Origin of the sequence: Micromonospora sp. NPDC000316 (assembly GCF_042898885.1) — a bacterium.
Lineage (GTDB): Bacteria > Actinomycetota > Actinomycetes > Mycobacteriales > Micromonosporaceae > Micromonospora.
This window is the reverse complement of record NZ_JBIAZG010000001.1, coordinates 675,660-701,056: the sequence shown is the minus strand read 5'-3', so window position 1 is coordinate 701,056 and position 25,397 is coordinate 675,660. Positions and strand designations below refer to the sequence as shown.

Below are 25,397 nucleotides of genomic sequence, written 5' to 3'. Positions count from 1 at the left end.
GACGGTATCGCGGCGTACCTTGGGGATCATGTCTGTGCCGAACGATCCTGATCCCCGCCTCCAGTCGTACGCGGACCCGCAGCGGCTGGTCACCACCGAATGGCTGGCCGAGCACCTGGGCGACGAGGGCCTCGTCGTGGTCGAGTCCGACGAGGACGTGCTGCTCTACGAATCCGGTCACATCCCCGGCGCCGTCAAGGTCGACTGGCACCTCGATCTCAACGACCAGGTGACCCGGGACTACCTCGATGCCACGCGCTTCGCCGAGATGTGCGCCGCCAAGGGCATCGGCCGGGGCGACACAGTCGTCTTCTACGGCGACAACTTCAACTGGTGGGCGGCGTACGCCCTCTGGGTGTTCTCGCTCTTCGGCCACGTCGACGTGCGACTGCTCGACGGCGGCCGGCAGAAATGGGTCGCCGAGGGACGCGAGCTGACCCGTGACAAGCCGAACCGGCCGCGCGCCGACTACCCGGTGCCGCTGCGCGACGACGCGCCGCTGCGGGCGTTCCGCGAGCAGGTGATGGCGCACATCGCCGTCGGACGGCCGCTCGTCGACGTCCGGTCCCCTGGTGAGTACACGGGCGAGATGCTGCACATGCCGGACTACCCGCAGGAGGGCGCGCTGCGCGGCGGGCACATCCCGGGTGCGGTGAACAAGCCCTGGAAGACCGCTGCCAACGAGGACGGCACGTTCAAGTCCGCCGACGAGCTGAAGGCGATCTACGCCGACCAGTTGGGCCTCAGCCCGGACGACGACGTGATCGCGTACTGCCGGATCGGCGAGCGGTCCAGCCACACCTGGTTTGTGCTGCGGCACCTGCTGGGCTATCCGCAGGTGCGCAACTACGACGGCTCGTGGACGGAGTGGGGCAACCTGGTCCGGGCACCTGTCGCGAAGGGCGACCAGCCCGGCGGCATCGCCGCCTGACGGTCCCCGCGGGCACCGGCCGGTTGAGCGTCCGAGGGTGCTCAACCGGCCAGCGCCAGCACGCCGGTCAGGTTGCCGACCACGCCTGTGACCTCGCCGGTCTCGGGGTGCCAGCGCGCCACGGCTGCCGGTTCCAGGCGGAGCAGCACGGCGCCCTTGTTGTCCCAGCCCAGCACCGGGCAGCAGCCCTTCGCCCGGTCCCGACCGAGGTCGAGCAGGTGGGCCACCGCGCCCGTGCGGGCGTCCAGCACGGCAACCCCCTCGGCGCCGTCGATCTTGTCGCTGGTGATCCACGCCGCCTGGGCCAGCCGTCCGCCGTGCAACCAGCCCCGGCCGTAGAACTCGTTCACCTGGTACGGCGCCGGCAGCAGTTCGCCGGTGACGCGTTCTTCGGAGCGGAGGGCGCCCTCGCGGGCGTTCCGGCTGCGCAGCATCAGGCCGTCCCGTTGGCCGCTCGTCTCGATCAGCGCGGCCTCGCGTCCGGCCTCCGGGTCGGGTGCGACGACGTCCCACGCCGACACGTCGATGGTGCTCGCCGCTTCGGTGTCGCGCTGCACCGCGTACGTCCGGTTGTCGCCGCCGACCAACACCCGGTCGTTCGCCCAGATCACAAGCTCCAGGTAACCGTCGAGCGGGATCCGGCGTACGCCCGCCTTGGTCAGGTCGACCATGATCAGTTCGTTTGTCTGTGCGAAGGCGGCCCACCGGCCGTCCGGCGACAGCATGCCCGGCTTCAGGGCGGGCGCCTCGTTGCCGCTCGCGTCCCGGGTGGGTGCGAGCGTCACCACGTCGAGGCTGCGGACGACGCCGTCGTCGCCGAGGACCCGCACCGGGCCGTCCGCGCGGTACTCCTCGTCCACCGGTTGGTACAGCGCCAGCGCCCGCTGGACCGGTCGTTCGGACAGTCGCACGGTCGCCGGGCCCTTGAGCCGGGCCAGCGGATCGGGTGGGAAGGTCAACTCCGCCGGTGGGTGCTGCACGGGACCGGCGTGGGTGGGCTCGACGGTCGGTGCCACCGGGTGCCCCGGTGCTGGCCCGTCGGGCGGGCGCAGGGCGGCCACCGTGCCGCCGCCGAGCAGCACGACTGCCAGGGCGACCGCGCCGACAGCCCGCCGGGTGCGCCGGGTGCGGCGAGCCCGTTCCCAGCCGGCCGCCGCGGGCTGGCTCGGCAGGATGTCCTCGACGCTTGCGGTCAGTAGGTGTCGCAGGTCATGTTCGTTCACGGGTTCACCTCCAGGCCGGTGGCCAGGTCGCCGGAGAGCGCTCGCCCCGACCGGGTGCCCGGAGCGAGGTCCGGTGCGACCTCGCGGAGCCGGCGCAGCGCCGCGTGGCTCTGGCTCTTGACGGTGCCGACTGTCACGCCGAGCGCCTCGGCGGTGGCGACCTCGGTCAGGTCCTCGTAGTAGCGAAGGACCAGGACGGCCCGCTGCCGGGGCGGCAGTTGTCCCAGCGCGTCGTGCAGCGCCAGGCGCAGCGCGCCGTCGCGATCCCGGGTCACCTGTTCCGGTGGCGCGGCGCTGAGCCATTCCCGGCGTCGACGACGCCACCACGACACCGCGTCGCGGTAGAGGATGGCCCGTACGTAGGCGGCGGGGTCGCCGTCGCGCACGGAGGCCCAGCGCAGCGCCAGCTTGAGCAGGGCGTCCTGGAGGAGGTCCTCGGCCTGGTGCCGGTTGCCACAGATCAGGTATGCCGCGCGGAGCAGCCGGTGTTGGTGGCTCTCCACGAAGGCGAGGTAGCCGTCGCGGCCGTCGTTCGCCGTGGGTGCCATCCGCCCCCCTTCCGGCCGTCGCGGTACGCGTCATCTGGCAGACGCATGGCGAGGGGTAAAAGGTTGGGTCAGTTCTCGGGCTGCCCGCTCAGGTAGCGCTGGAGTGTCGGTGCGATCCAGGAGACCAGCTCATCGGGTGTCACGTCCACCATGGGCGGCAGCCGAACGACGTAGCGGGTGAAGGCGAGGCCGAGGATCTGGCTGGCGACCAGACCGGCGCGTCGGGCGGTCGTCGCGGGGTCGGTGCCGAAGCGGGCCACGGCCGCGGTGAGTTGGTCGGCGAAGATGTCGCGCATGCGTTCGGCCGCGCCCGGGTTGGTGCTTGCGGCACGCAGCAGCGCCACAAGCGTCTCGTCGCCCTCCCATCGGGTGAGGAAGTGCCGGACCAGCGCCTCGCCTCGTTGCCCGGGCGGCACGGCGGCGAGGTCGGGCAGCCGGAGGTCGAATTCGGCTGCCGCCGCGAAGAGCCCCTCCTTGCTGCCGTAGTAGCGCATGACCATCGACGGGTCGATCTGGGCGTCGGCGGCGATGGCCCGGATCGTGGCCCGCTCGTAGCCGTCGGCGGCGAACCGTTCCCGGGCGGCTCGCAGGATCGCCGCGCGGGTGGCGTCCGAGCGACGGGGCTGGGTCTGGTGGGCGCGCGCTGTCATGTCAACGACCGTATGCCAACGCCTGTTGACACTCAACGAGGACCCGCCCTAACGTTGGCCAACAAGCGTTTGCCAACGAGTGTTGGCATTGGTCGAACCGGAGGTGGCCATGCTGCCCAGGAATACCGACGTTCTGGTGGTGGGAGCCGGCCCCACCGGCCTCGCCACCGCGCTGACACTGGCCCGACGCGGGGTCGACGTGACAGTGCTGGACCAACGGGCCGAGCCACCGATCACCTCCCGAGCGGCAGTCGTGCACGCGTACACCCTTGAGGTGCTGGACCTGGTCGGCGCCGCGGCGCCGCTTGTCGCCCAGGGTGTGCGGTCGCCGGGCTTCACCGTGCGCGACCGGGACCGCGTGCTGCTGAGAGTTCCGTTCCACGACCTGCCGTCCCGCTATCCCTACGCGCTGCTTGTCTCCCAGGCGGTCACCGAGGCGGTGCTCGCGGGCCAGTTGGCCGACCTCGGCGTGCGGGTACGACGGCCGGCTCGGCTGACCGGCCTGAGCCCGACCGGCGGCGGGGTGCTCGCGCAGGTCGACGGCCAGGCGGTGCGCGCCAGGTACGTGGTCGGTGCCGACGGCCTGCACAGCACCGTGCGGCAGGCGGCAGGCATCGGCTTCACCGGCCCCACCGACCAGGAGTCCTTCGTGCTCGCCGACGTGCGGGTGGACAGTTCGCTGCCGTGCGACGAGGTGGCGCTCTTCCTGGCGCGCTCCGGACCGCTGGTCTGGGCACCACTTCCGGACGGGGTGGTCCGGCTGGTCGCCGCCGTGCCGACGGCACCCGCCGACCCGGGTCGGGAGTACCTCCAGGCGCTGCTCGACGAACGTGGCCCGGCGCGGCGGCCCGACCGGGTGACCGACGTGCTCTGGGGCTCCCGCTTCCGGGTGCACCACCGGATCGCCGACACCTACCGCGCCGGGCCGGTGCTGCTGGCCGGCGACGCCGGGCACGTCCACAGCCCCGCCGGTGGGCAGGGCATGAACCTCGGCATCTGCGACGCGGTCGCCGCCGGCACCGCGCTTGCCGACGTGCTCGCCGGTGGCCCGGAGACCCTGCTCGACGATTACGACACCCAGCAGCGCCCGATGGCCGAGGACGTGCTGAGCCTCGCCGCCAACCTGACCCGGCTGGCCACCGCCTCCCCGGTGCGCCGGCCGGCCCGCGACGTGCTGCTCCGGCTGATCGGTCTGGTGCCGCCGGCCCGCCGGAAGGTCGCGCTGCGCCTGTCCGGGCTGTCCCACCGGGAACTGACCCCGGGCTAGGCTGCGCCGATGGATCAGGTCTGGTGGGACTGGGCCGCCGTGCTGTTCGCCGTGCTGGCCGGCCTTGGGCTGCTGGCTCTGGTCATCGTCAGGCTCGTCCGTGTGCGGCGCGAGGTGCCGGCTGGCGCGGCACGGCGACGCGGCGTCGCCGAGGTAGGTGCCGTCGCGGGCACCCTGCCCTGGGTGTGGATGACCCTCGCCCCGCGTCCCGCGCCGCGTGACGTCCATCTGGTGCCGCTGCGCGACCTGGCCGACCTGCTCACCGCCCCACCGGCGACCGCCGTGGTGCAGGTGGTCGGCAACCTGCTGGTCTTCGCCGCGCTGGGCTTCTTCGCCCCGGTACGCTTCGCCGCGCTCGCCGGCGTCGGCCGGCTCTTCCTGCTCGGCGCCGCCGGGTCCCTGCTGATCGAGTCCCTCCAGTACGTGCTGCACCTCGGTCGGGTGTCCTCAGTAGACGACGTGCTGCTCAACGCGACGGGTGCGGCGCTGGCCGGGCTGCTGTCCCGCCGCTTGTGGGCGCGGCCGTCGGCGTCGGCGCTGCCGGTCGCAGTGCCCACCACGCCGCCAGTGTGACAAGTGCGAACGTGCCGGCCGCCGCGCCCGCCACCGGCACCGTCCCGTACGCGGCGCCGACCAGCCCGGCCAACCCCGCGCCGACCGGAGCGGTGAGCACACCGACCATCCGCTGGGCGGCACCCACCCGACCGAGCAGCCCGCTCGGCACCTGCCGCTGCCCGTACGACGCCCACAGGCTGTTCCACACCACGGTCCCAGCGGCGAAGACGGCAAGCGCGATCCCACCCGGCACCGGATGCCGGGCAAGCGCGAACCCGACAAGCGCGACCGTCTGCGCGGCGAGCACGGCGCGCAGCGCGGCCACCGTGCCGAGCGCGGCGGCGAGCCGACCCGACCCGAGCGCCCCTGCGACGCCACCGACGATGGCGCACGCCGCGAACACCCCGTACCCGGCCGGCGGCACCCGCAGCACGTCCAGCGCGTAGAGCACAAGCACCGCCATGAGGCCGGCGATCGCCAGGTTGCTCGCGGCCGTGAGCACTGTGATCCGCCACAGTGTCTGGTGGCCCCGCAGCCATCGGACCCCCTCGACGATCTCGCTCCACACCGAGCCACGCCGCGGAGCCGTCCCGGTGGCAACGGCGGGAGATGGGCTGAGTGCCAGCACGAGCAGGGCGGCCACGGCGAAGCTGACCGCGTCGATGGCGAACGGGAGTGCGGGGGCGAGGACGAACAGGACGCCGGCGGCCGGAGCGCCGAGAAAGCCGCCGGCCACCGCGCTACCGGCCTGGAGCCGCCCGTTCGCCCGGGGCAGCGCCCCCGGCAGCACCACAGCGGGCAGCAGCGCGAACGAGGCCGAGTCGAAGAGGGTGCCGAGCGAGGCGAGGAGGAACGCCGCGACCAGGATCGCCACGACCGGCGACCGGTCGAGGGCGACAGCCACGGCCAACGCCGCCACCACCACGGCGCGTACCCCGTCGACAAGGGCCATCGTCCGTCGCCGGTCCCAGCGGTCCGCGTACACGCCGCCGAGCAGGCCGAACAGCAGCGGCGGCAACAGCCCGGCCACCGTGACCGCCGCGATGACCCGGGGGTCACGGGTCATCGTCGCGGCCAACAGCGCCAGAGCCGGGGTACGCAGCGCGTCGCCGAACCGGGACGAGACAGTGGCGGACCACAGGAGCCGGAAGTCCCGGCCCAGAGCGGAGGAGGTCATGCCGGCGACCGTGCCGGCTCGACCCGGTCGAGGGTCAAGCCACCGACCGAAAGGGGGGCCGCGCCCGTCGGTGATCGTCGGTACGGTGAGCGCCGGCATCGGGACCGGGGAGAAACCAGGCGTGGACCACACCTTCCAGGTCGACCTACGTGGCGTGGTCGACCTGCTCAGTCATCACCTCTATGGCAGCCCACGGGTCTACGTCCGCGAGCTGCTGCAGAACGCGGTCGACGCGATCACCGCCCGACGCGCCGACGACCCGGACGCACCAGCTCTGGTACGCATCGAGCCGCCGGACAGCACCGGCGACGGCACCCTGCGGATACACGACACCGGCATCGGCCTGACCGAGGCGCAGGTGCACGAGCTGCTGGCCACAATCGGCCGCAGCTCCAAGCGCGACGAGTTGGGCTTCTCCCGGCACGAGTTCCTCGGCCAGTTCGGCATCGGCCTGCTCTCCTGCTTTCTCGTGGCCGACGAGATCCAGGTGCTCACCCGGCACGGCGACAACCCCACGGTGCGCTGGACCGGCTACGCAGACGGCCGCTACGCGGTGCGCGTGGCACCGCCGGAGGCCGCTCGGGCCGAGCCCGGCACCACCGTCACGCTCGTGCCCCGCCGCGACGCCGACACGTGGTTCACCACTCCGACAGTCACCGACCTGGCACGACTCTTCGGGTCGCTGCTGCCGGTCACCGTCCGGGTCGGCGACGTGGTCACCACCACCGGCGAGCCGCCCTGGTCGACAGCGCCGGGCGCGCCTCTGGACCGCGCGGCGTTGATCCGGTACGCCCGGGAGACGCTCGGTGTGGACCCGTTCGACGTGCTGCCACTTGCCGTTCCGGAGGCCGGGCTGACAGGTGTCGCGGTCATCCTGCCCACCCCGGTGAACCCGGCGGCTCGGGCCGGGCACCGCGTCTATCTCAAGCGGATGCTGCTCACCGAGAACGCCGACGGACTCCTGCCGGACTGGGCGTTCTTCGCGCACTGCGTGGTGGACGCGACCGAGCTGCGCCCCACCGCCAGCCGAGAGGCCCTCTACGAGGACACCCTGCTGACGGCGACCCGGGAGGCGCTCGGCGACCAGATCCGGGGTTGGCTGGTCCGGCTGGCCCGGCACGATCCGCGCCGGCTCGCCGAGTTCCTCCAGGTGCACCACCTGGGGGTGAAGGCGCTGGCGTTGCACGACGACGAGATGCTCCGGCTTGTCGACAGGTGGTGGCCGATGGACACAAACGTCGGCACGCTCACCCTCGCCGAGTTCCGGGAGCGCTACGGGGTGGTCCGCTACGCGGCAAGCCTCGACGAGTTCCGTCAGCTCGCCGCGGTGGCCGCCGCGCAGGACCTGGCGGTCGTCAACGCCGGCTACACGTACGACACCGAGTTGATCGAGCGGCTGCCGGTGGTGGACCGCTCGGTGCTCATCGAGCGGCTGGAGCCGAGCGACCTCACGACACGCTTCGAAGCACTCGACCCGCCTGTGGAGTTGGCGCTGCGGCCGTTCCTCACCGCCGCCCAACGGGCCGTCGAGCGGTCCGGCTGCGAGGTGGTCGTGCGGGCGTACGACCCGGTTTCGCTGCCCGCGCTCTACCTGGTCAGCCGGTCGGCGGCGTTCAACGACCAGCTCGCGGCCAGCCGGGACCGAGCCGACGAGCTGTGGGGCGGGGTGCTCGACGCGCTCGCCGCCACGGCCCCACCGGACCGCCCGCAACTGGTGCTCAACCACCGCAACCCGCTTGTGCGCCGGGTGGCCATGCTTAGCGATCCGGAGCTGGTCGGGCTCGCCGTCGAGGCGCTGTACGGGCAGGCGCTGCTGCTCGGCCACCATCCGATCCGCGCCGCCGACGCCGCGTTGTTGAACGATTCCTTCCTCGGCCTGCTCGGCCGGGCTGTGCCGGGACGGGAGTGAGCATGAGCGACGAGGATCTGTGGCGGGTGCTGCGCGGCATCGCCGACATGCCGTACGGGGCGGGGCAGATCGCCGCGCTTGAGCAGTTGCTGCGCCGGGTCGACGTGGCCGACGACAGGCACCTCGCGTTCGTCACCCGGATGCAGGCCACCACCGCGTACGTCTACGGCGGTGAGCCGGCGAAGTCGTTCGTGACCTTCTCCTGGTGCCTGTCCGAGTTCGACAGGGACCCGCAGCCCTACCACCAGGGCCACCTGCACCAGTTGCTGTGGCACTTCAAGTACATGGTGTCCGGCCTGCTGAAGTTCCCCGAGGTGCCGTTGGACCGCACGTACGCGGTGCTTGACGACATGGAACGGCGCTATCGGGCCGGCGGGCACAGCCTGCAGACCGTCCACAAGCACCGGTACCGGGTGGCCGACCACGTGGGTGACGCCGAGGCCGCCGCGCACTGGTACCGGCTCTGGCAGACCACCCCCCGCGACCAGCTCTCCGACTGCGCGGGCTGTGACCCGACGAGTCAGGTCGGCTACCTCGCCGACATCGGGCGGGACGCCGAGGCGGTGGCGCTTGCCGAGCCGGTGCTCGCCGGCCGGCTCACCTGCACCGAGCAGCCGCAGGCGATCCTCACCGCGCTGCTTCTGCCATACCTGCGGACCGGTCAGGGCGAGGCGGCGCGGGACGCGCATCGGGAGGCGTACCGCCGGCTGCGCGGCAACCTCGCCGACCTGTGGGACATCGGCGACCACATCGAGTTCTGCACGCTGACAGGCAACGAGGGGCGGGCGGTCGAGCTTGTCGAGCGGCACCTGGACTGGCTGGACCGGCCGCCGTCGCCCGCCGCCGCCATGCACTTCGCGGCGACCGCCGCCGCCGCGCTGCGTCAGGCCGGAGCGGCGACCCTGTACCGCCGCGCCGCCGAGGGTCGGCCGGCAGCCGAGGTGCCGGCGTCGGCGCTTGCCGATGAGTTGGCCGAGACCGCGACCGGGCTGGCCGCTCAGTTCGACACTCGCAACGGCACCACAAGCCAGTCGGAGTGGATCGCCCGTCGGCTCGCCGTGCGGTCGAGCGGCGAGCATCTGCCGCTCTCCGCGAGTGTCCGCCGCCGGCCGGCCCGCTCGGTAGACCCGGAGCGACAGGCCGGGGCCGAGCCGGCATCCGGTCAGGGTGGGTCGCCCGGCGATCGGGGTGTCCGCGCCGGCGAGCCGCCGACCGTGACCCTGCCCGCCGACGCCGGCCCGGACGACCTGCTCGATCTCGCGGAGGTGAGCTGGGGGCGGCACGACCGGGCCACGTTCCGGGCGGCGCTCGTCGCCTTCGACGACAGGTTCGGCGCTGACGACCTGCCCGCGCGGACGGCCGCGCACCGGTTGGCGTTGCGCGCGGCCGAGCGGGGCGACGAGGACGACATCGAGGGCGCTGTCGAGTTGAACCGTGCCGCCCTGGAGCTGTACCGGGAGACGGCCGACGAGGTTTCGATCCAGGTGGTCGCCGGGCGGCTCGGCGTGCTGTTGACCCGGTCCGACGAGACCGCCGAGGAGGGGCTGACGCTGGCCCGGGAGGCCGCCGAGGCGCTCGATCGGCTCGGCGACGCCCGGCAGCGGACGGCCGGGCACGACCGGGTGGCGTTGGCGCTGCTGCACAGGGAGCGCTGGGCGGAGGCCCTCGCGGCGCTCGATCGGGCACCTGCCGACGCGGGTGGCGACCAGCACCTGGCGGCCCGGATCGCGCTGCACCGGGCGCATGTGCTGGAGCAGTCGGACCGGGTCGACGAGGCTCGCGTCGCCGTCGGTGAGGCCCGTCGGCTCGCCGGTGAGCTGGGCATCGGTGAGTTGGTAACGGCGGCCTGCCTGTCGTACGCGCGGATGGTCGACGATCCGGCCGACGCCGTGGAGGCCTGCGACGAGGCGCTGCGGTCGGCGCCCGCGGACGCGGAGTTGCCGGTGCGTGTCGCTCGCGCCCGGGCTCTGCTCTCCGCCAACCGGGCGGCCGAAGCGGTGGACGACTTCGTCGAGGCGGTGACGCTCTGCGTGGAGCGGGGCGCCGAGGGGGATGCGTTCCTGCGCTGGGAGTTGGCGATCGCGTACCGGATGGTGGGTCGGCTCGCCGAGGCGGCCGAGGTCGCCGAGGAGGCCGTGCTCGGTCTGAACCGGTTGGGTGCGCAGGCGGAGGCGGACCGCTGCCGGCATCTGCTGGCAGGTGTCTACGCCGGGCTCGGTGAGATCGATCCGGCGGTGGCGCTCCTGGAGCAGTTGGCCGAAAACCTGGATGGACCGGACAATCTCCCGCAGCGGGCGCAGGTGTTGGAGGAGGCCGGCGGGATCCTCTACGACGTCGACCGGGACGCGGTGGCCGCCGAGCGGTTCGCTGCGGCCGCCACCGCGTACCGGCTCGCCGACCTGCGGCTGGACGAGCTGCGGGCCCGTCGGCGGGAGGCGTACGCCTGGTTCTGGTCCGACGACCGGGGGGCGGCGCTGCGCGCCGTCGAGCAGGTGGACCAGTTGGCGGCGACGCTTGCCGAGATGGTGGAGCCGGAGGCGACGTACGAGCTGGCGATGGCGGCCGAGGCCGGAGCCCGGGTGCTGACCGGGGAGGACCGGCCGGACGAGGCGCTACGGCGGCTCGCCGGGGTGCCCGACCGGCTGCGGTCGATCGAGGCGTTCGGTGAGGCCGCCCAGATGGAGATCCTCGTCGGTGAGCTGCTGCTGCGCCTGGACCGGCCGGCGGAGGCGGAGCCCCTGCTGCGCCGCGTACTCGGTGGGCTCCCGGCCGACTCGCGGCCGGTCCGTCAGACGGCCTGGCTGCTGGCGCGAGCGCTGGACCTGCTGGACCGACCGACGGAGGCCGCCGCGCTGCGCGCGGAGCACCATCTGGACGCGGACGACTGACCCTCACCCGGCCGACCTCTGCCAGGCCAGAGGGCGGCCGGTGGCGGGGCGGGCGCAACTGACCGGTAACCATCCGGCGCGGATTGCGGTCTACGCTTGCCCGGTGAAGGTGGAGCAGCAGGCGCGGGGTGCGGTGGGTGCGGGCCGACGCCGGTCCCGCAAGGACGAGATCCTGGAGATCGCGGTCGGTCTGTTCGCCGCCCGCGGCTACCACGGTGTGTCGATGGACGACATTGGCGCGGCCGCCGGGGTCACCGGTCCGGCGCTCTACCACCACTTCGCCGGCAAGGAGGCCATGCTGGCCGCCGCGCTGATCCCGGTCAGCGAGGGGCTGCTGGCCGGTGGGCGGGAGCGCTCGGCCGGGCACCCGGACGACCCGCGCGGCGTCCTGGAGTCGCTTATCGACTTCCATGTCGAGTTCGCGTTGGCCAATCCGGCCGTGATCGCGCTGCACCTGCACGAGTTGGATCGCCTGCCGGAGGAGCCGCGCCGGCGCATCCGCCGCCTGCAACGGCTCTATGTCGAGGAGTGGGTGACAGTGCTCACCGCGCTGCACCCGGGCATGCCCGACGGCGAGGCGCGGGTGCTCGCCCACGCGGCGTTCGGCCTGATGAACTCGACACCGTTCCTCGGTGGTGAGGTGGACCGTCGGCGCCGCGCCGAGTTGCTGCGGGGTGCCGCTCTCGCCGCACTGCTCGCCTGAGCCGACTCGTCAGCGGCACACAGGTCATGGTTTCCTGACTCCGTCCCACCATCCGGACACCTGGAGGAAACATGATCGAGTCACTGCTGGTCGCCAATCGGGGCGAGATCGCCCGCCGGATCATCCGGACCGCCAAGCGGCTCGGCATCCGAGCGATCGCGGTGTACTCGGAGGCCGACGCCGACCTGCCGTTCGTCGCCGAGGCGGACGAGGCGGTGCTCATCGGTCCGCCGAACCCGGCGCAGAGCTACCGCAACACCGAGGCGATCCTCGCCGCCGCGAAGTCCACAGGTGCGCAGGCCATCCACCCCGGCTACGGCTTCCTGTCGGAGAACGCCGAGTTCGCCCGTACCGTCGAATCGGCCGGGCTGATCTGGGTCGGGCCCGGCGCGGAGGCGATCACCGCGATGGGCGACAAGATCAACGCTCGGAACCTGATGGCGGCGGCCGGAGTCCCGGTCGCGCCCGGCACCACCGACCCGGCCGCCGACCTGGACGCGGCGGTCACCGCCGCCGCCGAGATCGGCTATCCGGTGATGGTCAAGGCCGCCGCCGGTGGCGGTGGCATGGGCATGGGCGTGGCAGTCGACGAGGCCGCGCTGCGCACCGAGTACGACAAGGTGCGCGCGTTCGCCGAGCGGATGTTCGGCGACGGCTCGGTGTTGATCGAGCGGTACTTCCCCCGGGTACGCCACGTCGAGGTGCAGATCCTCGGCCTCGCCGACGGCCGGGTGGTGGCGCTCGGCGAGCGGGAGTGCTCGGTGCAGCGGCGCAACCAGAAGCTGGTCGAGGAGTCGCCGTCCCCGGCGGTCTCGCCCGAGCTGCGGTCGCGCCTGCTGGCGGCGGCGGTGCGGGCCGGTGAGGCGGTGAACTACCGCAACGCGGGCACCGTGGAGTGTCTGCTCGATCCGGAGACGAACGAGTTCTTCTTCCTGGAGATGAACACGCGGCTTCAGGTGGAGCACCCGGTGACCGAGTACGTGTACGGCGTCGACCTGGTCGAGGAGCAGTTGCGGGTGGCCGCCGGCCTGGCGCCGACGTTCGACCCGGACGCGTTGGCCCCGCGCGGGCACGCCATCGAGTTGCGGATCAACGCGGAGGACCCGAAGCGGTTCCTCCCCGGCCCCGGCAAGGTCACGACCTGGGTGGAGCCCGTCGGCGAGGGTGTCCGGGTGGACTCCGGCTACGCCGAGGGCAACACGGTCACCCCGTTCTACGACAGCCTGCTCGCCAAGCTGATCATCAGCGGCGACACCCGCGACGAGGTGATCGATCGCGCGCGGGCCGCTGTCGCCCAGTTCCAGATCGTCGGCCCGAAGAACAACATCCCCTTCTTCGCCGAGTTGCTGGAGAACGACGAGTTCCTCTCCGGCGCCTACGACACGGCCATCGTCTCCCGCATGCGCTGAGCTGGCCGCGCCGTCGCCGGTCGTCGCGCCGCCCGGCGGCGCGGCGACACTGGCATCCACGTCCTTTGCTCTGCTTACCTGGACGCAACACCGGATGTCCGGATACCGGACGATCGGTGTTGCGTCAGTTGAAGCAGTGCAAAGGGCGGGCATGGCACACAACCCTCCGTCCTGATCCGACGTCACAGCGAGGTGACCGAATGACCCAGTTGCCAGATTCCGTCTCGATCCGCGAGGTCGGGCCGCGGGACGGTTTGCAGAACGAGGGCACGATCCCCACCGACGCCAAGGTGCGGCTGCTCGACGCCCTCTCCGGCACCGGCGTCCGACGGATCGAGGCGGTGTCGTTCGTGCACCCGAGGGCGATCCCGCAGATGGCCGACGCCGACGAGGTGTGGCAGCGCGCGGCGAAGGCCGACGGGGTGCGCTACTCGGCGCTGGTGCCGAACACCCGGGGCGCGCAACGGGCCCTGGCCGCCGGGTTCACCGAGATCGAGGTGGTGGTGTCGGCAAGCGACACGCACAACCGGCGCAACGTCAACCGCTCCACCGACGAATCGCTCGACGACATCGCCGAGCTGATCGACCTGCTGCACGGCGCCTCCGCGCAGGTCGAGGTGATCGTCGCGACCAGCTTCGGCTGCCCGTACGAGGGGGATGTCGACCCGGAGCGGGTGGCAGGCATCGTGGACCGGGTCGTCCGCGACGGCGCCGACCGGGTGGCGTTCGGCGACACCACGGGCATGGCCACTCCGCGTCGGGTCCGCGAGCTGCTGACGGCGGTACGTGACCGCAACGCGCACGTGCCTGTGCTGCTGCACTTCCACAACACCCGGGGCACCGCGCTGGCGAACCTGCTTACCGCTCTGGAGTTGGGGGTGACCGAGTTCGACGCGAGCGTGGGCGGCCTGGGTGGCTGCCCGTACGCGCCGGGAGCCAGCGGCAACCTCGCCACCGAGGAGGCCGTGCACATGCTTCACGACATGGGCATCGACACCGGGATCGACCTGGCGGCGCTCATCGAAGCGGCCGAACTGGCCGAGTCGTTGCTCGGCAAGAAGCTGCCCTCCGGCGTGCTGCGGGCGGGTCCGCGTACCCGGCTCACGCCGATGCCCGGCTGAGCGGGCCGAGACGCGGTGGAGGGGCCGGCGTGGTGCCGGCCCCTCCGTCGTTGCGGTTCGGTCAGCTCACGGAGGTGAGCATGCTCGGCCAGCTGTCCTGGAAGATGTCCGCCCCGGCGCGGTCCGCGCTGCGCTCGGTGGCGGCGAAGGTGCCGGCGAAGAGGTTGCTCACCCGGTTGGCCTCGGCGCTGCTCGGGTACGCGTTGGTGCAGCTCGTGCCGGCGCTGCCGCCGGACATCAGCAGCGAGCAGTTGCCGTTGTAGTTGTCCGGCAGGCCGAGGATGTGCCCGATCTCGTGGGTCATGATCCGCAGCACGCTGTACTGCGCCGCCTGCTGGGTGTCGATGTAGACCCGGCCGTTGCCGAGGCTGGTCCGGACGGCGTACGAGCCACCGCCGGTGATCCGGTAGATCCGCAGGTTGGAGCCGCAGTTCGCCGTGAGCGTCAGGTTCACTGTGGCGTTGTTCCAGATCGACGCGGCCTGGTTGGCGACGCTCGCGTAGCTTCCCGCCTGGCTGGTGTTGTAGCAGATGGTCATGGCGGCGGACGCGGGCGACGGGTTGGCGACCGTGATGCCGAGGGTGGCGAGCGTCGTCGCGAGCAACGCGACCGCAAGCCGCTTGAGTCGTGAGGTCATCGCTGACTCCAATCTGGGAGGGGGTGACAGGAGCCTAGCCCTAGACATATATCAACTTCAATGTCTAGGCCGACAGTGCCTGACCATCCACCTGTCGTCGCCTCCCAGATCGGTGCCGGCGGGCAGCCGCTACTGCGACCACCAGGTCGGCTGGCGGGACCAGCGGTGCCGACGCAGGGTCGACAGCAGGGACGGCTCCAGTGGCTTTCCGTCGCTCACCGCGATGTTGCTCTCCACGTGCGCGAGCCGCCGCATCCCCGGAATCGTGGTGCAGACCCGGGGGTCCGCCAGGATGAAACGCAGCGCCGCCTCCGGCATCGGCATCCCGGGAGGCAGATCCTTGCTCAGCGCCTGCGCCCTGGCGACACTCTCGGCGAGGTTCTCCGGCACGAAGTACGAGTTGCGCCAGTCCCCCTCCGGCCAGGTCGAATCGAGGGTCAACGTGCCTGTCAACGTGCCCTCGTCGAACGGGACCCGCGCGATGACCGCGACGTCGTGCGCCTCGGCCACCGGAAACAACTCGTCCTCGGGGTCCTGGTCGAAGATGTTGTAGATGACCTGGACGGCGTCGATCAGCCCGGTCTCGATCGCCCGTACGCCGTTCCACGCCTCCCAGCGGTTGACCGAGATGCCGATCCCGCCGATCAGGCCACTGTCACGCAGCCCGGTGAGCGTGTCCCGCCAGCGCGGGTCGTCCGTCCAGGAATCCTCCCAGACGTGCAGGTGCAGCAGGTCGATCGACTCCAGCCCGAGATTGTCGAGGCTCTTGTGGACGTACTCCTCGATGTGGTCCGGCGGGAACACGTCATCGAGTGTCGATTCACGGGTCGACGGCCACCGCATGTCCTTCGGCGGGACCTTGGTGGCCACGTAGAGGCGGGTGCCGGGGTTGGCCCGCACCAGGTCGCCGAGCACCTGCTCGCTGTGCCCGCGCCCGTACACCCAGGCCGTGTCGAAGAAGTTGCACCCCAGGTCGACTGCCCGTTGAAGCGCTGCGAACTTCTCGTCGTCCTCGACGCCGGTCCAGCCGTGCAGGCCGCCGCCGACCCCCCACATGCCGTACGAGATCTCACTTACCTGCCAGCCCAGCCGGCCGAACCTGCGGTAGTGCATTGTCACCTTCCTGCTGCGAGGGGATGGCGGAGACGGGCTCGCCCCAGGTCCGCACCGCCTGCCGGTAGTCCGAACCGGTGATCGCGAAGGCCCGCACGAACTCCTCGGAGACGCCCGCCGGAGGTCGGACCAGGCCCGCCGTCCACCGCGGCTCGGCACCGCGGGCGCGCTTGGCGCCGTACGTGCCGGCGCCGAGGTGCACCACGGGCAGCCCACGTTCCGCCGCCAGGTCGCGGGGGCGGTACATGGTCAGGTTGAAGTAGGAGTACGCAGCGGCTTGCCGCTCGAAGCCTGCCGCGCGGACGTACACCCCGTCGGGCCACAGGTAGTTGAGGCTGAACCCCACCACGTCGTCGCCGGCGTGTTCCAGGAGCACCAGGCTGTACGCGTCAAGCGCCGGCACCTGTGACGCGAAGTAGTGGTGCATGTCGGCGTCGGTGTCCGGGCCGCCGTACTTGCGCTGCGTCGCGCCGAGCAGGGGTGCGATCACGTCCACGCACTCGGAGAGCCGTACCGACTCCACCCGGTCCACCGCGTCGTCGTACCGCCGGCGTTCGCGTCGCCACTCCCGCCGGCCCGCCGCCTCGGCGGCCCGGTCAGAGACCTCGCCGCCCGGCGCGGGCAACACCGCCTCCGCGGACAGCAACGACGGCACCGGACCGCGACCGGCCGGGCCGACCGCACGGTCCCAGGCCGCCTGGTACGCGGCCACGTTCTCCGTCGGTGTGTAGAGCAGGGCGACGCACGCCGCCCCGAGCCGCGCGGCGAGCGCCTCCACCTCGGTGAAGAGCGCGGTCAGCACGGCGTCCCGCCGGGCGGCGGTCAGGTCCTTGGAGATCGCGACAGCACCGTGGTAGCCGGCCCGTGAACCCACAAGCAACGCGGGCAGGAACGCCGCGTGCTCCTCGGGCGACAGCGGCCGTTCCAGATTCTCCTCGGCGATGTGACCCGGGCTGTACGCCAGGTTCATCGAGGGGACGCTCGCGCCGCTCCACAGATAGGTCGCCACCGCCGCCACGGTGTCTCCCGTGCCGTCTCGCGCCACCAGGTAGGTGGTGACGAACGACGGGTCGGTCTCGGCCCAGGCCATCCACGGGTAACCGAGGTAGAACCCCTCACCCTCGGCGAGGCTGTTCCACAGCTGCTCGCCGATCTCGCGGACTGATCGCAGGGCCGTGACCGACACGTCGTCGTTCATCAGCCGTCCTGGTCGCTGCCGTCGTCGAGCAGTTCCAGGGCCACCAGGTCGTCGTACGTCTCCCGCCGACGGATCAACGAGACCTGGTCGCCGTGCACAAGCACCTCGGCGGGCCGCAACTGACTGTTGTAGTTGCTTGTCATCGTCATGCCGTAGGCGCCCGCAGTGAAGATCGCGAAGAGCGCGCCGGCCTCCAGCACCGGCAACGACCGACCCCGGGCCAGATAGTCACTCGACTCGCAGATCGGACCCACCACGTCGTACGTCGTCAGTCCCGCGAGCCCCGACACGTCGCGCGAGGACGGGACCGCCTCCGCGCCGGGCTGCACCGGCCACATGAAGTGGTAGCTGTCGTACATCGCCGCGCGGGCGATGTGCGTCATGCCGGCGTCGATCACGGCGAGTTGGTGGTCGCCGGCCTGCTTGAGATAGCGGACAGTGCTGAGCAGGATCCCCGCGTTGGCGGCGATGGTGCGGCCCGGCTCGAAGATGACCTGACCGCCGTCCCGGGTGAACCCGGTGAGCCGGTGCACGATCACTTCGGCGAAGTCGTCCCAGCTCGGTGCGGTGCGGTCGATGTACTCGGCCGGGAAACCACCGCCCAGGTTGAGCGTCGTGATGCGGTGGCCGACCGCCTCCAGCCGCGCGACGAGGGCGAGCAGGCGATCCAGTGCCACGGCGTACACCTGCGGGTCGAAGATCGGGCTGCCCAGGTGGACGTGGAAGCCCTCGATCCGCAGCGCCTCGTCGGCGGCGGCACGCGTGAACAGCGCCTCGGCCCGCTCGATGTCGACGCCGAACTTGCCGCCCCGGGTGCCGGTGGTCGTGCGGGCCGGGGTGCGCTGGTCGGGCGCGACGTCGGGGTTGACGCGGATCGCCAGACGGGGACGTGCGCCCTCCTCACGGGCGATCCGCGACAGCAACTCCACCTCTGCCTCGGACTCGACATTTATGCAGCGGATGTTGCGGCGGACAGCCTCCCGAAGCTCGGCCTCGGACTTGCCCACCCCGGCCAGCACCGTCCGCTCGGGGTCGATCCCCGCCACCATCGCCCGGTGCAGTTCACCCCCGCTTACCGCGTCGATGCCGGCGCCCTCCCGGCCGAGCAGCCGGAGCAGGTGCACGTTGCCCAGCGCTTTCGCGGAAAAGCACACAAGTGGGCTGATCGCGTCGAAGGCCTTGGCGAACCGGCGGTAGTGGTCGATAAGGGTGCTCGCGGAGTACACGTATGTGGGTGTGCCGTGCCGCTCGGCCACCGAGGTCAGCGAGACCCCTTCGCACCAGAGGGAGCCGTCGCGATAGGTGAACTCATCCATTAATTCCTCATTCGGGAGATCAGCGATCAGGATATCGCCCAGCACCCTTATCTGTACTCGTACAGTTCGTTCCGTTCGAGGGCACGGATCCGCTGGTAGTCCTCCTCCAACCGGCCCGGATCGTCAGCGATCAGGTAGAGATGGCCGGGCGAGGTGAACAGGTCGACGGTCCGGTGCACAGGGGTGCCGGGCACCAGGTCCAATGCCGACCCGCAGAAGATCGAGGAAATCTCGGTCAACCGTTGGGCTGCGCCCTCGGCGACCACGCCGTCGTGGGGCGCCACCAGGCAGACGACCATCAGGGCCCGCTGCCGCCGGTAGCCGGCGCCGATCCGCCTGGCGAAGCGATCCGGGGCGGTGTACCGCTCGACGGTGAGCGACAACTGGCTCACCCCCGTCGCCTGTGCCGGGCCGGCGGGGGTGACACCGCCCTCCAGCCGTGCACCGGACTCGATAAGCACCGGCCCCCGGTCGTCGACGAGCAGTTCGGTGTGTGCCGGGCCGGTACGCACCCCGAGCGCGTCCAGCACTCCCTCGACGAACGGGCGCAGCACGTCCTCGACCTCGCCCGTCCCGTCCAGCAGGACCTGCCGGTCGTACACCGGTCGGCCGTCGACGAAGAAGCGGTCATCGCGCCAGATCTCGTGGATGTGGTGCCGGCCGTCGAGACTCACGCTGTTGACGAAGTACTGCTGGCCGACGAGCTGCTCCTGCACCAGCAACGAGTCGTTGGGCTGGCCCATGGCGTTCGTCGCGCCGAGCAGCTTCGCGGTCGCCGTCCGGGCGCGGGCGGCGTCCGCGCAGAAGTAGACGCCCTCCGAGCCGGCGCTGGCCGCCGGCTTGACCACCACCGGCAGCACCTGGCTGGCCGCCAGCCAGTCGTCGAGCTCCTCCACGCTGCGTACCCGCGCGCCGAGCGGCACCCGCAACCCCGCGCGGGCGACAGCGCTCATCATCGCGGGTTTCTCCCGCCGGGGACGGTCGGCCGAGCGGACGTTGCCGGGCAGTCCCAGCAGCTCCGCGAGGTCGTCGGCCACGTTGACGCCCCACTCGCTGCCAGCGATCACCTCGGTGGGCCGCATCGGCGCGAGCAACTCGGCGGCGGTGCTGAGGGCCTGCGGGGATTCGCCACCCACGGTCAGCACGGCAAGGAAGTCGTCCCGGCGCAGGCCGGCGGCGTACCGCTCGTTGATCGTGCCGGTGAGGACCGCTACGCAGCGCCACCCCAGCCGGTTGAAGGCGGGCGCCAGCAGCGCGCCTGTCGAGAACGGGTCGACGATCACGACGACCCCGCCCTCGGCCACGCCGGCGACCGGGGGAGCCACTACCGTCTCCGTCACGAAGGAGGCCCGGTACGGACGCAGGTCGAGGCCGTGGGCGGGGCTGAGCACGTCCAGCCGCATCGGCAGTGGGGACGCCCAGGTCGCCAGCCGGTCCGGTGGCCGTGCATAGCAGAGGCTCATCGCCGGGTCGCTGAGCCGGTCGGTGCGGAGCACCAACTCCGCCTCGTCGCAGCCGTCGTCGTCGGGGTCGAGGTGGTGCAGCGGCACCGGCACGAACCCGAGCCGGCTCTTGAAGGTGAACAGACCGGCCTGGGCGATGTGGCCGTACAGGGTGGGGTCGGTGCCCAGGGAGATCCAGGCGAACTCGCGCCGTCGGGCCTCCTCGAACGCGGCCAGGTAGAGCGCACGGCTGATCATCGCGTCGCGGACCTGCGGCCGTGCGGCGGAGAAGGCCACCCGCATCGCACTGTCGGTCGCGGCGACGCGGCAGACGACGCCGGCGACCAGCTCGTCACCGGAGCGCGCGGAGACGAGGAAGAAATCGGCGAGCCCGGCCTCGGTGGCGACCACCGCGTGTGCCGCCGGCAGACCGTGCGGCATGGCGGCGATCTGCGCGTCGTAGACGGCGAGGAACTCGGCGAACAGCTGTGGGGTGAGTCGGGAGTGCACCTCGATGGTGAGCCCCTGCGCGTCGACGTGCCGCCGCACGTCCCGGAAGTTGCGCCGTTCGGCCTTGGAGAGCCCGGCGAGGAATTCCTCCTGATCGGCAGGGGTCCGGCGTCCCCACGTCACCCACTGTGGTTTGATCCGGAAACCCGCTGCCTGAAGGCTCGCCCAGTCCTCCCGGGGCGGGTCGGTCACGACGACCACGTCCGCGTCGTCCGCCCACTGTCGGGCCAGTGCCTCCTGCGTCGTCACCGTGCATCTGCGCAGGCCGTAGTAGTCTTTCGCGCCGTTTCCGGACACGCGTTCCCTCGCTTTTCTGATCCCCACCCGGGCGCTGTTTGACCGCGTTGTCCCGTCATGCCCCACTGTCGACTGTGGTCGACGAACCGGCGTTGCTCAGCGTAGCCCGCATCGACAAGACGGCCGCGAACGCGATCAGGGCGGCCGCCGGGGAGAGCAGGCGCGCCTCGGTGGGGCCGAGCCAGCCCAGGACCGCGCCCGCCGCAAGCGTTCCGGCCGCGCTGCCCACCGCCATCATCGTCGCCGCCAGGGCGAACGACTCGTTGATCACCGTCTTGGGCACCAGGCTGCCGAGCAGCCCGAACTCCTCAGAGCTGAGCGCCGCCAGGGGTAGGCCCGCGAGGAACAGACACACCGCGAGCACCGCTACCGACGTGGCGAAGACAAGCGGAACCATGCACGCGAACGCCACCGCCAGCAGCACGAGGTAACGGTTGACAGGCAACCGGGTGTGCTGCCGTGCGCCGTAGACCAGCCCGCCGAGGACGCTTGCCGCCGGCGGCAGGGACAGCAGCGCCACGCCTGTCGCCGCCGCGGTGCCGTTCGCCGACACGGTCGCCGGCACGGTGACCTCGAGTACGGCGAACGCCGCGGCCGCACCGCCAGCGGCCACCAGGATCGCCACGACGCCCGGAATGCGCCACGGCCTCCGCTCGCCCCGGGCGTGGTTCTTCTCTGTATCTTCGGCGGCGCCCGGCTCGACCCCGTCGGTCTCCCTGCGCATCGTCGAGACGGCCGGTGCGGTGCCGTACAGGAAGGAGCCGACCACGAGCATGCCGCCGGCCAGCAGCGTCGTGGTGAGCGCGCTGAAGACGCCTGTCAACAGGCCGGTGACGGCCGGGCCGATCACGAAGAAGACCTCGATCAGCACCGCCTCCAGCGCGTTTGCGGTGTTCAGCGAAGGCCCTGGCGGGAGGATCAGCGCCCACGCGGCGCGGACTGTTGAGCCCACCGGCGCCATGGTGAGCGCGACGGGCACCACCGAGGCCACCAGCAGCCAGGTCGGGCCGCTGCCCGCGACTACGAACACGGCAAGCGCCGCCGCGTGCAGCACCGCGAGCGTCAGCAACACGACCCGCAGCCCGCGCCTGTCGATGAGCCGACCGTGCAGGGGCCAGGCAACGGCCAGCGCCGCCGAGAACACGCCGAGGGCTGTCGCGCCGGCCGTGTAGGAGCCGGTCTCGGCGCTGATGTGCAGGAAGATCGCGAGCGGTTCGATGGCCACCGGCAGCCGGGCGAGCATCGCGGGCAGCATCACCCGGGGAACGCCGGGCGTACGCCACAGTGCGGCGTAACGCCCGACGGCCTTACCCAGCGACATCAGTCACCAGTTCAGACAACGGGGACGGACTCCTTCTGCACGCCCGGCCGGTAGATGCCGTCGTACTGGTCGATCAACGAGCCGTTCAACGCCTCGGTGAGTCGGAGGCGTTGCTCGAACAGCTCGTAGTAGGAGAGGTGGTTGGACGGCATCGGCGAGAGGTAGACGCTGATCACTTCCGGCGTCTCCTCGATGGCGAACGATAGTCGATCTGCCTTCTTCCGGAAGTCCGCGGTGCCGGGGAGCAGAGTCCGGTTGAAGACATTGAAGTAGTTGGTCGCCTCGGTGCTTGCCTCGTTGAGTCGGGCCTTCAGTTCCAGGCACCGGTCGAGGTACATGTCGATGGTCGGCAGGTCGTCGTCGTCATGCCCGATCAGCATGTTGAAGGTCAGGTACCGGACGCCGAGATCCAGCATCGACGTGACGATCTGCAACTGCTCCTGGAACGGCCGCAGCTTGTTGAACTTCTTGGTGGGCTCGTCACCGAGGTACTCGAGCGGGATCTGCACCCGGTAGCAGCCGATCCAGCGGTCCCCGCTCGTGTCGTTCCAGAACAGGGTCTCCATCAGCTCCCGGTCGACCTCACCCAGGTCGAGGAACTTGCCGAACTCGAGCCCGTTGGCGAACTCCCAGGAGAAGCCCATCTCGCGGGCCATCCGGAAGATCTCCAGGGTGTCCTCCCGCCCGCTGTCGTGCAGCAGCGTCCCCCGCCCCGAGCGCTGGATCCGGGACAGCGTGTTGTCCTCCTGGAACAGGATGTTCGAGATCCCCATCGACTTCAGGTACTCGAAGTGCCGCCGCACCACGTCCGGCTTCATGTAGCGGTAGTGCCCGCGCATCGGGGTCGCGCAGAACGAGCAGGTCCGGTAGCAGCCGCGCGAGGTCTCGAAACAGGTGAACGGGGCCCGCACGGTCATCGGCGGCTGCCCCTCGCCGGTGTCGTCGTATACCGACAGGTCGTCGATCAGGTCGAGCGCCATCGGCGGTAACTCGGCCAGGTTGAGCTGGGCGCCGCCCATGATGACGAGCCCGTCGCCGACCCGCCGGGTCATCAGCATCGACTCGATGGGCTGGCCGGTCGCCCGCGACTGGATCAGTTTGGCGAAGGTGAGCTCGCCCTCGAGCTGGATCACCACGTCGAAGCCGTTGGCCAGATACCACTCCGGCCGGGCGGTGACGTCCATCCCACCGCCGACGACAAGCGCATCCGGGTTGACCTGCTTCAGGAACTTGGCGAAGTCGGCCACCACCCGGGCCGAATTGGTGAAGTTGTTGGAGATCCCGATGATGTCGGCGGCGCGTGCCTCGTCGGCGTACGCCTCGAACGGGCCACCGTAGCGGTGGCAGTCGATGGTGCGCGGCCCGTACTGGAACGAGGCGTAGTGCTCCGGTTCGCCGGCGTCGACCTGGGTGTCGACGATTTTGAACTCCGCGTCGACCCCCCACTCCCGCAGGTAGGCGCGGGCGCCTGCGGCAAGCGTGACGAGTGCGCTCTTGGGATTGCGGACGCGCACCGGGCTGATGGTGGTGTCCTCGTCGCGGAACGACTGCCCGGGGTACGGGGCATACAACAGGGTGACGCGCATGTCCGAAACCTCCTGGTCAGCCCGCGTAGATGCCGTCGTAGAGACGGTGCATCTCGCGATCGTTGAGCATGGTCGTCATCTCGAGACGCTTCTGGTAGATGTCCCAGTACGTGAAGTGCTCGGTGTTGATCGCCGACAGGAAGATCCCGATCACCTCGGGGTTCTCGTCGATGTCGAACTGGAGCAGGGAGTGCAGGGTCGTCCAGTCCCGGGCACCCGGCAGCAGCGACAGGTTGAACACGTTGAAGTACGGCTTGTACTTCCCCTGCCCGACGGCGGTCAGCTCCTCCTTCAGCCGCAGGCAGTAGTCGGTGAACATGTCGATGCCTTCGGGGTCGTGCTCGGGATAGCCGATGAACAGGTCGTACGTCTGGTGGCCGACACCGTGGTCGGTGAGCATCGTCGCGAGGACGTCCACCTGCTCGTCGAAGCCGAGCAGCTTGGGAAAGCGGCGCTTCTTGACGTTCATGTTGTCCAGTGGGATCTGCACCCGGTAGCAACCGACCCACCTGTCGTCGACCATCTTGCTGCCGAGCAGGGCATCGGCGAGTTCGTGATCGAAGCGGCCGTTCTGCATGAACTTGCCGAACTCGATGCCGTTGGCGAACTCCCAGGCGAAGCCGTAGTCCCGGAACATGTGGAACATCGCGAGGACCTCTTCGCGCCCGGAGTCGTACAGGTAACGGCCGGCGCCGTTCTGCTGGATCCGGGACAGCGGGTTGTCCTCCTGCCACACGATCGTCTTGATGCCGTGCTCCTGGAACGTCTTGAGGTGCTTCTCCATGGTCGGCAGGCCCATGTAGCGGTATCCGCCACGGGACGGGGCCGTGCAGAACGAGCACCGCCACGCGCAGCCGCGCGACGTCTCCCAGCAGATGAAGTTGCCCTGCACGCCCTCCGGCGGCGGCCCTTCGGCCGTGTCCGTGTAGATCGAGAGATCGGGGATCAGGTCCAGGGCCATCGGCTCGATCGAGTCCATCGGCACGGTCTCGGACGTGTCCACCTTGGTGGGGATCAGCTTGCCCCGCAGCGAGATGTTCGGCACGGATCCGAGGTCCTGCTTGCGGTTGACCGCGTCGATGACCCGGGCGAAGGTCAGCTCGCCCTCACCGCGCACCACCACGTCCGCGCCCCGGGCCAGGTAGTACTGCGGGCGGGCGGTGCAGTCGACCCCGCCGACGACGACGAGGGCCTTCGGGTTGACCCGCTTGATGTGCTGCGCGAGGTCACTGACGATGTGCGCGCTGTTGGTGAAGTTGCAGGTGATCCCGTGCACGTCCGCCGAGCGGATCTTCTCGTCGGCCTCCTCGAACGGCGTGCCGTACCGGTAACAGTCCATGATCCGGGGGCCGTACGGCAGCGACTTGTACTTCACCCGCTGCCCGCCGAGTTGGAGGTCGACGATCTCGATGTCACAGGAGTAGCCGAAGTGCGGCGCGTACGCCCGCAGCCCGGCGGCGATGGTGGTCAGCGCACTCTTCGGGTTGAGCGGCCGCTCGGTGTTGATCGGCTCGCTCTCCCCCTGGAAGATCTGCGAGGGGAACGGGGCGTAGTAGAGGTTCACCTTCATGGCATCTCCCGGGCGGGTAGATCGCG

General features: G+C 70.9%; 20 protein-coding genes. 8 read left to right on the top strand and 12 right to left on the bottom strand.

The genetic code is table 11. The annotated features are described in order from the left end of the window. Positions 1-28 precede the first annotated feature (28 nt). Positions 29-931, top strand: coding sequence for a sulfurtransferase (locus tag ACFY2Q_RS03280; RefSeq protein WP_387127092.1), 903 nt, complete (start codon positions 29-31; stop codon positions 929-931). Between the two features lie 41 nt (positions 932-972). On the opposite strand, the gene ACFY2Q_RS03275 is transcribed toward ACFY2Q_RS03280, so the two are convergent. The 3 genes from ACFY2Q_RS03275 to ACFY2Q_RS03265 form a co-directional block, all read right to left on the bottom strand. Continuing rightward, on the bottom strand, positions 973-2,154 hold the full coding sequence (locus tag ACFY2Q_RS03275; RefSeq protein WP_387127090.1) for a hypothetical protein: 1,182 nt from the start codon (positions 2,152-2,154) through the stop codon (positions 973-975). Continuing rightward, a complete protein-coding gene (locus ACFY2Q_RS03270) occupies positions 2,151-2,702 on the bottom strand; it encodes a SigE family RNA polymerase sigma factor (RefSeq protein ID WP_387127088.1) in 552 nt (183 codons plus the stop codon). Before ACFY2Q_RS03270 ends, ACFY2Q_RS03275 begins: the two co-directional genes overlap by 4 nt. 68 nt (positions 2,703-2,770) lie before the next feature. Further along, on the bottom strand, positions 2,771-3,352 hold the full coding sequence (locus ACFY2Q_RS03265; RefSeq protein WP_387127086.1) for a TetR family transcriptional regulator: 582 nt from the start codon (positions 3,350-3,352) through the stop codon (positions 2,771-2,773). Between the two features lie 109 nt (positions 3,353-3,461). Between ACFY2Q_RS03265 and ACFY2Q_RS03260 the strand changes: the two genes are divergently transcribed. Both ACFY2Q_RS03260 and ACFY2Q_RS03255 read left to right on the top strand, forming a co-directional pair. Further along, entirely contained in the window at positions 3,462-4,619 is a 1,158-nt protein-coding gene (locus ACFY2Q_RS03260; RefSeq protein WP_387127084.1) for an FAD-dependent oxidoreductase, read from the top strand. A 9-nt stretch (positions 4,620-4,628) separates the two neighbouring features. Continuing rightward, positions 4,629-5,192 carry a VanZ family protein gene (locus ACFY2Q_RS03255; RefSeq protein WP_387127082.1) on the top strand — a complete coding sequence of 188 codons (564 nt, stop codon included), beginning with the start codon at positions 4,629-4,631 and terminating at the stop codon, positions 5,190-5,192. On the opposite strand, the gene ACFY2Q_RS03250 is transcribed toward ACFY2Q_RS03255, so the two are convergent. Beyond that, positions 5,086-6,351 carry an MFS transporter gene (locus ACFY2Q_RS03250; protein ID WP_387127080.1) on the bottom strand — a complete coding sequence of 422 codons (1,266 nt, stop codon included), beginning with the start codon at positions 6,349-6,351 and terminating at the stop codon, positions 5,086-5,088. The two genes, ACFY2Q_RS03255 and ACFY2Q_RS03250, sit on opposite strands and share 107 nt — an antisense overlap. Before the next feature lie 121 nt (positions 6,352-6,472). Here ACFY2Q_RS03250 and ACFY2Q_RS03245 point away from each other — a divergent pair, with 121 nt between their 5' ends. From ACFY2Q_RS03245 to ACFY2Q_RS03225, 5 genes are all read left to right on the top strand, one after another. Continuing rightward, positions 6,473-8,260: an HSP90 family protein gene (locus ACFY2Q_RS03245; RefSeq protein ID WP_387127579.1), complete on the top strand. Its 1,788-nt coding sequence runs from the start codon at positions 6,473-6,475 to the stop codon at positions 8,258-8,260. A 2-nt stretch (positions 8,261-8,262) separates the two neighbouring features. Next, positions 8,263-11,148, top strand: coding sequence for a hypothetical protein (locus tag ACFY2Q_RS03240; RefSeq protein ID WP_387127078.1), 2,886 nt, complete (start codon positions 8,263-8,265; stop codon positions 11,146-11,148). A gap of 133 nt (positions 11,149-11,281) precedes the next feature. Beyond that, entirely contained in the window at positions 11,282-11,851 is a 570-nt protein-coding gene (locus ACFY2Q_RS03235; protein ID WP_387127577.1) for a TetR/AcrR family transcriptional regulator, read from the top strand. A 71-nt stretch (positions 11,852-11,922) separates the two neighbouring features. Next, positions 11,923-13,260 (top strand): acetyl/propionyl/methylcrotonyl-CoA carboxylase subunit alpha, encoded by a 1,338-nt coding sequence (locus tag ACFY2Q_RS03230; RefSeq protein WP_387127076.1) that lies wholly within the window; start codon positions 11,923-11,925, stop codon positions 13,258-13,260. A 209-nt stretch (positions 13,261-13,469) separates the two neighbouring features. After that, positions 13,470-14,381: a hydroxymethylglutaryl-CoA lyase gene (locus ACFY2Q_RS03225; protein ID WP_387127575.1), complete on the top strand. Its 912-nt coding sequence runs from the start codon at positions 13,470-13,472 to the stop codon at positions 14,379-14,381. Between the two features lie 61 nt (positions 14,382-14,442). Here ACFY2Q_RS03225 and ACFY2Q_RS03220 read toward each other — a convergent pair whose 3' ends face one another. The 8 genes from ACFY2Q_RS03220 to ACFY2Q_RS03185 form a co-directional block, all read right to left on the bottom strand. Then, on the bottom strand, positions 14,443-15,018 hold the full coding sequence (locus ACFY2Q_RS03220) for a snapalysin family zinc-dependent metalloprotease (RefSeq protein WP_387127074.1): 576 nt from the start codon (positions 15,016-15,018) through the stop codon (positions 14,443-14,445). A 129-nt stretch (positions 15,019-15,147) separates the two neighbouring features. Further along, the gene (locus ACFY2Q_RS03215; protein WP_387127072.1) at positions 15,148-16,131 is read right to left on the bottom strand and encodes an aldo/keto reductase; all 984 of its coding nucleotides are present in this window, start codon (positions 16,129-16,131) and stop codon (positions 15,148-15,150) included. Continuing rightward, entirely contained in the window at positions 16,088-17,329 is a 1,242-nt protein-coding gene (locus ACFY2Q_RS03210) for a GNAT family N-acetyltransferase (protein WP_387127070.1), read from the bottom strand. Before ACFY2Q_RS03210 ends, ACFY2Q_RS03215 begins: the two co-directional genes overlap by 44 nt. Further along, positions 17,329-18,645 (bottom strand): diaminopimelate decarboxylase, encoded by a 1,317-nt coding sequence (gene lysA / locus ACFY2Q_RS03205; protein WP_387127068.1) that lies wholly within the window; start codon positions 18,643-18,645, stop codon positions 17,329-17,331. The genes ACFY2Q_RS03210 and lysA overlap by 1 nt, the downstream gene beginning before the upstream one ends. A gap of 47 nt (positions 18,646-18,692) precedes the next feature. Next, on the bottom strand, positions 18,693-20,894 hold the full coding sequence (locus tag ACFY2Q_RS03200) for a GNAT family N-acetyltransferase (RefSeq protein WP_387127066.1): 2,202 nt from the start codon (positions 20,892-20,894) through the stop codon (positions 18,693-18,695). A 55-nt stretch (positions 20,895-20,949) separates the two neighbouring features. After that, on the bottom strand, positions 20,950-22,215 hold the full coding sequence (locus ACFY2Q_RS03195; RefSeq protein WP_387127063.1) for an MFS transporter: 1,266 nt from the start codon (positions 22,213-22,215) through the stop codon (positions 20,950-20,952). An 11-nt stretch (positions 22,216-22,226) separates the two neighbouring features. Beyond that, positions 22,227-23,801: a cobalamin-dependent protein gene (locus tag ACFY2Q_RS03190; protein WP_387127061.1), complete on the bottom strand. Its 1,575-nt coding sequence runs from the start codon at positions 23,799-23,801 to the stop codon at positions 22,227-22,229. Between the two features lie 16 nt (positions 23,802-23,817). Next, complete coding sequence (locus tag ACFY2Q_RS03185; protein ID WP_387127059.1) at positions 23,818-25,371, bottom strand: B12-binding domain-containing radical SAM protein; 1,554 nt, start codon at positions 25,369-25,371, stop codon at positions 23,818-23,820. Between the last annotated feature and the right edge of the window lie 26 nt (positions 25,372-25,397).